The organism is Enterobacter sp. 302C9, assembly GCF_034106085.1.
Classification (GTDB): Bacteria; Pseudomonadota; Gammaproteobacteria; order Enterobacterales; family Enterobacteriaceae; genus Enterobacter; species Enterobacter asburiae_B.
Map to the genome: position 1 here is coordinate 1 of NZ_JAWNBW010000021.1, position 12,423 is coordinate 12,423.

Here is a 12,423-nt window from a genome sequence, read left to right on the forward strand (position 1 = left end):
GTCTTACCCACATCATTCGGCATGACAGTATACGCCCTTACAACAATATTCCTGGTTTTGAGCATCGCATTATTTATTTATTTTGATAGTTATACCCGTAAGGCACATCTTACAGGCATCGTTATGCCTTCATCAGGACTGGTGAAAATAACACCTCAATATGCCGGATACGTCACCCGACAGACTGTTTCAGAAGGTCAGCATGTCATCGCAGGTGAGCCCGTTTACCATATCAGCGGCGAGCATTATAACGAACAGGGCACAGGTACGCTGGCTGCCATGGGCATGTCCCTGAGAACTCAGTATGCCATGCTGTCTTCTCAACAGGCTCTCGAAATGCGTGACAACAGTCAGCAGCAGCACGCCATAAAACAGCGAATTGCCTCCCTGAAACCTCAGATTAAAAGTGCAGAGCAGCGCCTGTCGCTTGCCGGGCATCAGGTTGCGCTGGCCGTGTCCGTCATGGAGCGTTATAAAAAACTTGCCGGTACGCATTACGTTTCAGATATCGAATACCAGCAGAAGCAGATTGACGTCTCCACGGCACAGCAAAATGTTGAGGATCAACGTCAGGGGCTTCTGCAATTACGCACAGCAATGGAGGCCGCTGAAGACGACCTTATCCATCTCATCGTTCAGGGCGAAAGCCGGAAAGCTGAACTGGACAGGCAGTTACAGGGGATAAGACAGCAGCAGGGCGAACTGGCCGGACAGGAGCATTTTACGCTCACCGCTCCGGTATCCGGAACCGTTGCCGCCGTGCTGGTCAGGCAGGGGCAGTCGGTCAGAGCATCTGAACCTGTCATGACGCTGGTCCCCGACAATGCGCGTCTGCAGATAGAACTCTATGCCACCAGTCAGAACGCCGGATTTGTCCAGCCGGGGCAACGTGTTGCACTCAGGTTCGCTGCTTTCCCCTATCAGAAGTTTGGTGTTCAGTACGGGACTATTCGTGAGATAAGCCGTACAACGCTGACGCCGTCAGATTTACTCTCCGTATCCCCTGTCACCTGGAGGGAGAATGAAGGGCACTACCGTGTGATTGTCGAACCTGAGAATACTTTTATTCTGGCTTATGGCAAAAAAGAACCTCTTCGTCCCGGTATGACCCTCGAAGGGGATGTCAGCCTGGATACACGTCATTTGTGGGAGTGGCTGACAGAACCGCTCTGGAGCCTGAAAGGAAAACTGTAATGGGAGCATTGAACTGGACAGGGAGAAGACAGCTTCCCCTCATCCGCCAGACAGAGTCAGCGGAGTGTGGCCTGGCGTGTCTGGCAATGATGGCCAGCTGGCACGGTCTGCAGACGGATCTTCCCACCCTTCGTGAACGCTTCAGTATCAGTACTCAGGGAATGACCCTGCAGAGGCTGATTGAATGTGCTGCCGGTATCCGTTTGTCTTCCCGCGCCGTCAGGCTGGAGCCGGAAGACCTGAAGTCTCTTTCTCTACCCTGTATTCTCCACTGGAACATGAATCATTTCGTTGTACTTCATAAGGTTCGTGGGAGCAGGCTGGTTATACATGATCCCGATAAGGGGAAGGTGACAATTTCCCTGACGGACGCAGGGAAGCACTTCACCGGCGTCGCGCTGGAGCTAATGCCGGCAAGCGATTTCACTGCAAGTGATGAAAGAAAGAAAATTCGTCTACGCCAGCTGACAGGAAAAACACCCGGCCTACTGGCGGCAATGTCCCGCATCATCGTTTTTGCCCTGGCGCTGGAGATACTGACATTAGGAAGTCCTCTTCTCAACCAGCTGGTTATCGATGAAGTCCTGGTCGCCGCCGATCGAAGCCTGTTGACCGTTATTATCATCGCCCTATTACTGCTGTCACTTACCCAGATGCTGCTGTCGTTGGCCCGTCAGTGGGCCAGTATTACCTTGTCCGTTAATTTTAATATGCAGTGGACTGCCCGGGTGTTCCATCATCTGGTTCGTCTCCCTCTCTCCTGGTACGATGCACGCAGTAAGGGGAGTATTAACGCGCGTTTTGATGCGGTAGACACCATCCAGCAGGCGCTGACCACGCAGGTACTTGAAGGCATTCTGGATGTGCTGCTTGTGGTGACTGCGCTCTGCATGATGTTGTTATACAGTCCTGAAATGACGCTGATAGCGGTACTGGCAGCAGTCATTTACGGCGTGCTGAGAGCGCTCTGGTATCCGTCTCTTCGACAGTCTGCAGAAGACGTCTGGGATGCTGGGGCCAGGGAATCAGGATATTTTCTTGAAACCCTTAACGGGATCCTGAGCCTGAGAATAAACGGTGTGACTGCATTTCGGGAAGCCGCTTGGCTGAATCTTAACGTCACCCGGAGAAATACGCAGTTGCGCCAGAGTCGTCTGCTGATGTGCTATGACATTGCGCACACCCTGACCGGCAGTGTGGTATCGGCGGTTATTTTGTGGAAAGGTGCCGGTGAAGTGCTGAATGGCACCTTTACCGTCGGTATGCTGGTTGCCTACTTGTCTTATCAGATGCGTTTTTCTTCAAGTATTAGCAGCCTTACTGACAAGTTTTTTTCGTGGCGAATGCTTGCTGTTTATAATGAGCGTCTGGCTGACATTGTGCTAACCCAAACAGAAGGGCATCAGCAACGGCCCGTTCATGAAGACGTCAGTACTTCTGTCATTACCTCCGTAGTCAGTGGGAATCCGGAAGCTCATCCCCCGTTATCTATCGAGCACATCTTATTCAGCCACAAGGGCGGGAACAAACCGATACTTCGCGGAATTTCACTGGCGCTGCAGCCGGGTGAAGTGGTGGCCATTACGGGTAAATCTGGGTGCGGAAAATCGACGCTGGTGAAACTTATCCTGGGGATTCATATTCCTGATGAAGGGACAATCAGAACATTTGGCATACCGCAAACGCACCCCGATTATTTTCAGGTACGACGTCGGATTGGTACCGTATTGCAGGATGATCACCTTTTCAGGGGATCCATTGCAGATAACATCATTTTCTTCAGCGAAGACCGCAATCAGGAAAGAATGATCCAGTGTGCCCGTCTTGCGCTGATTGACACTGATATCATGGCAATGCCAATGGGATATCAGACATTAATCGGTGAAACCGGTGGTGGACTCTCCGGAGGGCAAAAGCAACGTATTTTGCTGGCAAGAGCGTTGTACAAACAACCGGGGTTTTTATTACTGGACGAAGCGACCAGCCACCTTGATGTTGAGAGTGAAATCCAGATAAGCCAGACACTACGCCAGTTGGGGCTACCTGTCCTGCTGGTTGCCCATCGCCCGGAAACCATTGCCTCTGCAGACCGGATTCTGTATCTCGCAGATGGATATTTGGAAGAACAGAAATGCCAGTACACAGGGGATAATGATTATACAGCTTATGAAGCCAATGATGATAATGTGGTTAAGGAGACCTGACTATCAAATATGCTATATTCAGCGGGATATTTACACTTGAATGACCAAAAGATAGTATGCAATGTCTGCACCTTACTCAAGGCGGGCGGTCATATCCGAGAGCATTCTTCCGATGTAATTCTAATATAATTAGCTTACTAACTCCTTCTTGATTCGGTAGAAGGTGGCACGGCTGATATCTGCCGCTTTCATGATGTGGGCTGGTTTAACGTTCTGGGCCAGCATTTCGCGAACAGTCTCACGGGCTTCCATATCTTTTTCTTTCCCCGTATATAAACCTGCCTGTTTTGCTCTCTCGATCCCCTGTGCCTGGCGTTTACGGCGGGTTTCATAATCTTGTCGTGCCATTGTCGCAAGGATATCGATCAGCATAGAGTTGACTGCCCGAAGAATGCCGCTGGTAAGGTCGTTACCGGACATTTCAACCATCTGCCAACTCGTCGGTAAGTCCATTGATACGATCACCAGCCCTTTACTGTTCAACGTAGCTTTGAGTTCAGCCCATTCTTCATGTTGAAGACGACTGAGACGGTCAATCGCTTCAATTAGAAGCAAATCGCCAGGCTGTGCTTCCGCAAGTAGGCGCATCAGTTCCATACGTTCCAGCTTCGCACCACTTGCATTCTCAATGTATTCTCCGGCAACCGACCAGTTTTTGCTTTGCGCAAATTCGCGCAAGCTTACTAATGCACGATCAGCATGTTGGCCTTCAATAGATGCACGGCAGTAGATTCGGATATTCATTATGAATTCTCTTTTGAATATCGAGTTGATACCCATATGATACATCACGTCGTTATGCTGTCAATAGAGTTTAATTTAACCCTATTGAGACTTTGTATCATGGTCTTAATCAGGTATACCCAAAAGAGATATCTTATCAGCAATTTCCCTTGCGGATATTTGGGGGCTTGATGGTACAAAACAGGGTAGTCAAAAAATCTAGGCTAAATTCATTCTCCAATCGCGCCCCTATATGGGCTTCCTTGTAAGTGTTGTTGCGCATCATCATTGTTCAGGTGTAATTTTAGGTAACCTCCTAAAAACACAGAACATCAAATGATGAAACGCCTCGTAAGAAATCCTGGAAAATTTGAAGCTCTGGAAGTATTTACAGCATTTAGCCGTGAACATGACTACAAACTAAAATCACCAGAGGACACTGAAAAATTTCTTGAACAGTTTGGCGAATCGCTCAAAGCTTCACAGGAAAATCAGATACTACTTCACGGGAAACGCATGGAAGCGTGTTTTGGTCAAGTTGCCGCCGGACTACAAGGGTGTCGCCTGATAAAAACTGAAGACACTGGTGACGTCATTTCTGATGATGCTGATATTTTACTACCTGACTATAGACTCGTCCTGAAGGACGGTCGGCAGATATTCGTTGAGGTGAAAAATACTAGTGTCCCAAACCCAACATCAACATACCTACTGAGAAAGGACTACGTAGCAAAACTTCAACGCTATAGTGAGCTAAATGGTGTTCCATTGTATTTTGCAATCTATTACCGTTGTCTCAGGATGTGGACATTGCTGCCTGTGAATTCATTTATTGAACTGAAACACAAGTACGAAACAACACCGATACATTCACTTGCAAACAATGAAATGGCGATGCTCGGTGACGTGAACGTCGGGACTAAGCCCCCTCTTGTTTTCGAACTGGTAGCTGACAATAGTAAAGATGCCTCTGTCGATGAAGAAAATCGTGCAAGTTTCATTTGCGGTGACGTGAAGATGTACTGTGCCGGGAAAGAGATTGAAGATCACGATGAGAAGAATATTGCTTTCTACCTGATGCGGTTTGGTCGCTGGGAATGTGGCGAACCAGAGGGAGAAATGGATGAAAACGGGAAACTTCACAGCGTGCGCTTCACGTTTAACCCTGAATCATTAGAGGACTTTGAACGCAACGGTTTTGCCATGTTTGGTAGCCTCAGTTCGATGATAACTGAAGCATACAACGAGCATACCGTATATGAGCAAGAAGTGACTGCTATAACTCCGAAAGCTGACCCTGACGTATTCTCTGTTGAGATTCCCAAGGATTACAAAGGTAAGGCTCTTGGTTTGTGGTGTTTCATTATGCAAGCAAATCCTGATTTCAAAATAGGGTCTGAGGAGAAAATGCATTACGAGTACACGGTGGATAAATCATGACATTCACTGACTGGCTAATTCTAAACCAGCACACCAGCGATATATCTAAAGCCATTGAGTCATTACGACCAACAACAGATTATGTGAAAGATTACATCTTCCCTGTTACGATGGCATTTGCTTCAGCCTTTCTGGGAGGGGTGTCAGCGGTCTATATCAACAAAAGACAAGAGCAACAAAAAATCGCTAGAGATAATCTGATTACTTCCATACAAGCTGTAGCGCTAGCACAAGATTGCCTGAGTAACCTAGTTGCCATCAAAACCAATTACCTTAAGATAGACAGTGATGAGCCACTTGTAAGGGCTGGTGCTTTTACAACGATAATCACTAAGTTTGATGATGTAACATTTAGTACAAACAGCTTGTATTTTATACGTCCAATACCGACCGCGAACAAAAAACTGTATGAGTCAGTCGTATGGAAAATTAAGCATCGTATTTTACGAATGAAGATTAGAGCCCCGTCATCTGAAGAGCTAAGGGGAACCTGGCGAAACAGTGTCAGAGTAGGGGCTTTGTTCGGAAACTACAACGAGGCAATGGGTTTACTCAGATACAGAAACGAGTTGAACGAACAAGTTAAAGATAAGATTTCGATGTATGGTGACATTCTGACGCTCGAACATGTCCAACAGACGCTTGGAAAAAAACTTTGTGGGGGCTTCATTGACATCACTGAAACCTCTATCGCGCTGATAGATCATGTAATCGTTGAACTTTATCACTTTCTTTCTGAGTTTCCTGCTATCGCAGAAAGCAACATTGAGTTAAGTCGAGTCAGGGAATGGGGAGGTGTGCCGACTTATGAGAACAAACAAGCGGCGTTTTTGAAGTGTATAGAACCAATTAAGAAACCAGACTTTAAAAAGTTCTTTGCTTACACAGGGATGTCAGAGCAGGAAGCGCGGGACAAGTACACGTTCAAGTCATGGTTTGACTAATAGAGAAGCGTAATCTTAGTGTTAAGTATGACTCTCGTGACACAAAATGTCCCGTAAACTTGTTCCAGTTACATTGCTGTAGATGTGCAAGAAACTTGTTAATGGTTAGTCAGATCAGAAGCAAATACATACCTACTACAAATGAGATACAGAATGGGATACATTGTGGGCTACAACCCGCATTCCACCGCCCCTGGTGCCTGATGAAATGGGATACAAAGCTGACTTATCGGTCGGGTATACTTTTTTATCGAATCCTAAACAGCAGAACATGTATTGATTAAATAACTTAATCCGTTGGCGAGTAATGCAGGGGGGATTCGCCCCTGCATTTGAAAATCCTATAGAACGTTACTTATGGCAAATTTCCCGGTCATAGACTCCACCATTTACAGCCAGCATTTGCCTTTTCTTCTTTGAAATCATACCCGTCATGATTTGCGAGCCATCTAAAAAAATACCTTCAAATGTTCCAGGGCGTGCATTCCTTCCGGCAATAATCACAGTATCTCCCACGTTTAACGCAGCAACTTTATCGTTATCATAATCCGTATTTTCGAAAATGAATTTTAATCCTTCATTCGAATCAGGGACATATAACGTTACTAACGGTTTTTTACTGAAAGTGGCTGTACCGATGCTTTTAATTTTACCAATCACCATCAAACGACACTTCTTGAAGTCATTCGTTGCCCTGAATTCGTGTTCTTTAAACCGCGCATAAACTTCCCCGGTAGTATACGCTCTTGGAAGTATATCGATTATTGATGGTTTGGATGGTTGTTGTTTTTGTTGAAAATAAGTTGAGCCTCCATTTGATACCTGTATTGATTCGGATGTACTGGCTTGGCATGGTGTTATTAATAATCCGTTCAACACATAAAGCCCGAAGGAGATGGCGACAGTTGCAATCGATTTTTTAAAGTGACGTTTAGAGTGTGCTCTCATTTTGCTTTTCCATAACTTCTAACTTAACAATATGTTCCCCATTGCGGTATATTTTCACGTTGTCAGTTGGGGACTTAACTGCATTACGGATCTCATTCATTGTATCGTTAGATAACATACCGCAGCCTTCCATATACATAACCTTACGGATATTGGTATCTGATGTATTAGTGAAGCAGCTGCTTATCCATGAAACAGGTATTTCGACTCCATGTATCAGCTTCATATATTCAACGATAAACGTATCTGTCAAGTGAAAATGTCCAACCATGTATTTCCCGTTATAGGTTTGACTAGAAGACGAAGTTATCCAGTCGTTTTTTAAAACCAAAGTCAGTGCATTATTTTTCATTTTCAGATTCTAGTTCAATAATACGGTTGTTCGTCATGTCGGTAAGACATTTCTGTTCATTATTGCAACCGGATTTTTGCTTTATCCATTCTCTTTGGGAAGGGAGTAATCGTTTTCTAGTTTCAGGGCTAAGGTTTTTCCAGACCGAATTTAGTTTCTCATCGCTTGCTTTATAACTATGTGTATCGACATTTGAGGTTACTGCATTGTTTTTGGTGGCTTCGCGGTTGTTATTATAGAAAATGGGTGCGCGAACTCCTTGAGCGTAGTCTTTAGCTGCTTTGTCCCACACACCTTGACCATTGGCAGTCAGTATTTTTCTGAACTCTGTAGTGTTGAAACTGTAACTGCGGATCTCGCCATTGAAATCTAGTTTCACGTTGACGGTGGTTGAGTTCGCAATGCCAGTCAAGAAATCCCCAGCTTCTGAACCAAGTGAACAGACTAATTCCTTCGTATCGTCGTTATTCTTTGGGCGTAGTCCGTGCATCGTGAATCTGCCGTTATCAGTTGTAGCAGTGATATCTACCAGCGGCACGATCGAGGATGATTGCTTTGTTATCGCGAAGCATATTCCCTTCAGATTTACATCCCTGTCCATTCCGAGAAACATCAGGGCGTTTTTGTCGTTGCTGGCGACACCTGCTGATTTCGCCTCTGGCAAGAAATAGACGGTACTGGAGGCGGCGGTAATACCTGAAATGAGCACAACGCCTGACGCCATGATTTTTAATGTTTTTATAAGGATAGTCATTCTGGATACCTTCTTTCTACTGCAGTCCATCGGGGGGCAGAGCACCATCCCGTGAGTCTTGCTTGTAAGAAACACTACTCGAAGAATCATGATCTTACATTGATCTGTAAAAACTATCAATAACTTGAAATTGATCTATAAAAACGATCATTTATGGTGTGAAGAATCCCGAGAATGCTTTGATGTAACTGAAACGGAGATAAGGCTATTGGGAGCGTTGGTAAGCTCCCCCTTGACAGGTATGCAAGGGGAGAGTGATTTACTGTGAGAGTTTTTTTAAGTCTTCCAGAGAGTTAATCTCGTATTTAATACCGTTGACTGTTGCATACGATTTACTTGTCGTACTATCTACCTTGATAGCCAATCCATTGCCTTCGTCTTGGTTTACACCATCCTCCAGCTTGGTTATAAACGTCGGGTTTAGAATGCTGACTTCATGCTTGTCCTTAATATGCTGTGCAAATTTTTCAGGTGAAATCAGTTCATCAATGAAGGAGTGCAACACTAGTCCTTGCATTTTTAGTAAGTCATGATCATTTACTGTCTGTGCTTCTACATACGAAACACCAGGTGATCGGTTTCGATTGAACTTAATCACGATTCTCTGTTTTGTCTCGTCGGCGAAGGTTACTTCAAAATGACTATGCCGCCCATCAATGTCATAACAATCAATACGTTTGATAGCTTGCTTAATCTTCAGCCTAATTCGCTTACGGTCAGGGTTCTTAGTGTCATGAACATCGAAATTTCGAAATTGATCCCAGCCAGTAGTTTGGATTTCAGAGCGACGGATTTTGTACTGCTGAAATTCTCGCTCAAGCGTTATTTTTTTCTGGTTATTGGCATTAATCTGATCTGCCAATTCTTCGAGTTCATCTGTCAAAGTTGCAAGCTTTAGCAGCTTTTTAACAGCTTCTGATGCCTTTTCAATTTCAGATTCATACCAGGCCGTTTTATCTTCTTGGTGATTGTTCCAGACATGATCAGCGATTAGTTGCAAAACAGTGTGCTCAAGCTGGTATGACGTAAAACCTTTTTTACCGCAAGGTTTACCCTGAACAATTTTCGAACCACATATATAACGGTACTTGTTTTCACTTGAACCAGATTTGAACATGAAAGAACCACATTTGCCGCAAAAAAGAATACCGATACCTGAGAGTAGCGGGATTTCTGGTTCAGGGTTACCTGCTGGGTATTTTGATGAATTACGAGTGATGGCGCGGTGTCGATCTAATTTCGAAAGTGTCAAGTAGTCCACTTCCGACATAAGAGCAGGGTAGTAATCAGGAATAATGAAGGTTTCTTTTAACGGCTCATCTGATTCGGAATCGTATATGATGACACCTGATTCATCGCGTTTATCCAGCGTGAAGGTTTTTTGTCCATGAACAGTGGGGTTCAAAAAGGTTCTGATCAAATGTTTACCCCATTGTTCAGTTTTGGGGGGGAGCGCTTGACCGGTCTGGTCTTTATAAACCCTCTTTTTAGGGGCAGGGTAATGTTCGTTAAGATATCGTTGGATTCCAAGAAGAGTTTCGCCGTTTTGTTTAAGTTCGATAATCTTCTGAGCAGCGGTAAAATATATAGGATGTGGAGTAACGTATCCTGATTTTGTATCTACCCACCAAACATTCTGACCGACAGATTCTATTGCTTTTGCTGGTGTGCCCGATTTTCTTGTCAGGTTCTGTCGTATCAACGAACGGGCCTGGGCTTCAACTCGATTCTTTTTTGTCAACGATTCGTCGTGGGCGCGTGTGAACATCAACAATGAAATGATTAAATCAGTTGGATTATTCTTTACGTCAGCGTACTTATAGACCTTTTCATCCATGCCAGTAACAACGACTATCCCCCTGCTAAGTATGTTCTTGAATATATCCAAAGCGCTCCAGGCATCATCACGACTAATGCGGTCAAGATTTTCGACTACTAGCCACGAGCCAACGGGAACTTTAGCCCCAATCTGCTTGATGAACTCCGATAGCTTCCCTTCATGAGCATTTTTTCCTTTGAACGCAGACATGCCGAGATCGTGGAAAGCCGTTGTATCAAGTTCGAGATTATAGCGGGCCGCAATTTTTAAAGCGGTATCTTGCTGACGCTCCAGGGAGTTACCTTCCCGTTGTTTCACAGATGAAAAACGTACGTATGAATACAGCTTGGGTTTCATTGAGTGTGATTCCCTTCGGATGATATTGATTGATCAGATAGACCTGATGCTAACAGCATGAATGTGAATTTTAAACAGTGAATAATTATATGTTAGTCAAGCCAGCAAATGTAAGGTGTGTTCAGTTATCAAAAGATAATCTATGTAAGATTTTTGGATCCAACCTTCGTCCTAAAGTTTGCAGTAGTCTACAACCGTCTCTGGGAATGTGTTCAACAAATCGAACAGATGCCGTGACCTACCTTATCAAACTTGAGAATCAAACTTGCCCTGTAACCGTAAGCATCTCACATAATAGTTTCATTCACATTTAGAGAGACGCGGGCATAATCAATCAGCCAACAAAGGAGATCGCCATGCGTATAGTCCGTTTTACTGAATAGCAGATCATCGCCATGATTAAGTCGGTTTAAGCCGGACGAAATGCCAAAGGTGTAGGGCTGAAGGCAGACCTTTCTGAAGACACCTGCTACAACTGGAAGCCCCATTACTGCGATATAGACGTTTCTGATACTAAAGATACTGGATCTTAAGTACGAGAACAGACATCTTAAACAGATGATTACCAGCCTCTAAGCCTGAGCTGGTCATTTATCTAATCAATACATCCGGACTCAGTATCCGTCAGCCCAGTAGTTGTATAAACTAAGCTGAGGGGTTTTACCATTACCGTCCGGATATCTCATGTGACGAACCCGTTATTGCTGCATTGCAGGCGGTAGTAGAATGATATCCACGATACGATTTTTGCTAGCTGTACTTGATTCTGCGACGACAGGGATACCCGTGGCATCACAATAGGATCCACCCTATTTATACTCTGCTGAAGCTGAATTATTGCCGTCAGGGCAAACAACTGTTATCGGTGTGTAATCCCTCAACACTTGTCCTTATGGAAACACTAAACCAAAGATGATCGATTTTATGCATGATTCCTTAGTCTGTTGTCGTCGTTTTCGAACGTTTAAAGTAGTTCCAGAATGTAACCGAGAGGAGTTGCCGATTTAAATTGGCCTTATTTACCCGCTCCATGAGTGGTCTAGGGATCCGATAGGATTACGATAAAGTGCGGCTATCCGGCTATGGTGCGCATGGATAAAGGTCCGGAGTGTATTTTGCTGGTAATGACGAATGTACAGAGAAACATACTGAAACTGGAATTTAACCAGTCGGGTAAACCGAAGCAGATTGCTTTCAAGAGCATTTTAACCGGAGATACCATATAGGAGAACCTGATTATTATCTGTACAAATCACTGAATGAAGCACGAGAAATGACGGAAAAAATTGTTGTCAGAATATAGCCGTGAACGCCTGCATTAATTGTTGAATGATATGATAACGGAGGAATACTGCAAAAAAATATCTGGTCGGGATCTCAAAAATGCATGGGACAAAAAGGATCTATTAACAAATTTTACTAGGAAGTTTAGCAACGTTAGTGACAATTATGTTAAAAAATATAAATACATTATATTATTAAGAAATTGTATGCTATTTGTTCATGTTAAACAATTGTCTTTGCATTTCCTCGCGTGTAAAATGTACAAATGTATTAATGAAATGTTAGGTTGTATAAAGTTTATAACATTAATAGAAAGTATATTTGGATATTGATTTATAAAAAGCATGTTGCTTACGAGGTAAGGTTTTATGATCATTCGAGTATGCTTGATTATATTAATGCAC

At 44.2% G+C, this 12,423-nt stretch carries 9 protein-coding genes and 2 pseudogenes; 6 read left to right on the forward strand and 5 right to left on the reverse strand.

Annotated elements, in window-relative coordinates; genetic code table 11:
* Both UR289_RS21705 and UR289_RS21710 read left to right on the forward strand, forming a co-directional pair.
* The coding region (locus UR289_RS21705) for an HlyD family secretion protein (RefSeq protein ID WP_320711575.1) at positions 1 to 1,194 on the forward strand (1,194 nt) is incomplete at its 5' end.
* Positions 1,194 to 3,398: a peptidase domain-containing ABC transporter gene (locus UR289_RS21710; RefSeq protein ID WP_045143230.1), complete on the forward strand. Its 2,205-nt coding sequence runs from the start codon at positions 1,194 to 1,196 to the stop codon at positions 3,396 to 3,398. The genes UR289_RS21705 and UR289_RS21710, both read left to right, overlap by 1 nt.
* A gap of 129 nt (positions 3,399 to 3,527) precedes the next feature.
* On the opposite strand, the gene UR289_RS21715 is transcribed toward UR289_RS21710, so the two are convergent.
* On the reverse strand, positions 3,528 to 4,142 hold the full coding sequence (locus tag UR289_RS21715) for a recombinase family protein (RefSeq protein ID WP_045143235.1): 615 nt from the start codon (positions 4,140 to 4,142) through the stop codon (positions 3,528 to 3,530).
* 315 nt (positions 4,143 to 4,457) lie between these two features.
* Here UR289_RS21715 and UR289_RS21720 point away from each other — a divergent pair, with 315 nt between their 5' ends.
* Both UR289_RS21720 and UR289_RS21725 read left to right on the forward strand, forming a co-directional pair.
* The gene (locus UR289_RS21720) at positions 4,458 to 5,561 is read left to right on the forward strand and encodes a hypothetical protein (RefSeq protein WP_181010274.1); all 1,104 of its coding nucleotides are present in this window, start codon (positions 4,458 to 4,460) and stop codon (positions 5,559 to 5,561) included.
* Positions 5,558 to 6,505: a hypothetical protein gene (locus tag UR289_RS21725; RefSeq protein ID WP_045143231.1), complete on the forward strand. Its 948-nt coding sequence runs from the start codon at positions 5,558 to 5,560 to the stop codon at positions 6,503 to 6,505. Before UR289_RS21720 ends, UR289_RS21725 begins: the two co-directional genes overlap by 4 nt.
* Positions 6,506 to 6,856: 351 nt before the next feature.
* On the opposite strand, the gene UR289_RS21730 is transcribed toward UR289_RS21725, so the two are convergent.
* The 4 genes from UR289_RS21730 to UR289_RS21745 form a co-directional block, all read right to left on the reverse strand.
* Positions 6,857 to 7,453, reverse strand: a complete 597-nt coding sequence (locus tag UR289_RS21730; protein WP_045143232.1) for a hypothetical protein — start codon at positions 7,451 to 7,453, stop codon at positions 6,857 to 6,859.
* The gene (locus tag UR289_RS21735) at positions 7,437 to 7,805 is read right to left on the reverse strand and encodes a hypothetical protein (RefSeq protein WP_045143233.1); all 369 of its coding nucleotides are present in this window, start codon (positions 7,803 to 7,805) and stop codon (positions 7,437 to 7,439) included. The genes UR289_RS21730 and UR289_RS21735 overlap by 17 nt, the downstream gene beginning before the upstream one ends.
* Positions 7,795 to 8,559 (reverse strand): lysozyme inhibitor LprI family protein, encoded by a 765-nt coding sequence (locus UR289_RS21740; protein ID WP_172972899.1) that lies wholly within the window; start codon positions 8,557 to 8,559, stop codon positions 7,795 to 7,797. Before UR289_RS21740 ends, UR289_RS21735 begins: the two co-directional genes overlap by 11 nt.
* Positions 8,560 to 8,818: 259 nt before the next feature.
* Positions 8,819 to 10,735, reverse strand: coding sequence for a recombinase family protein (locus UR289_RS21745; RefSeq protein ID WP_045143234.1), 1,917 nt, complete (start codon positions 10,733 to 10,735; stop codon positions 8,819 to 8,821).
* Positions 10,736 to 10,833: 98 nt separating this feature from the next.
* On the opposite strand from UR289_RS21745, the pseudogene UR289_RS21750 reads away from it, so the two are divergent.
* Together UR289_RS21750 and UR289_RS21755 are read left to right on the forward strand one after the other, a co-directional pair.
* Positions 10,834 to 11,049 (forward strand): annotated as a pseudogene (locus UR289_RS21750) (hypothetical protein); the annotation flags it as partial.
* An 81-nt stretch (positions 11,050 to 11,130) separates the two neighbouring features.
* Positions 11,131 to 12,129: pseudogene (locus UR289_RS21755) on the forward strand (integrase core domain-containing protein); the annotation flags it as partial.
* Between the last annotated feature and the right edge of the window lie 294 nt (positions 12,130 to 12,423).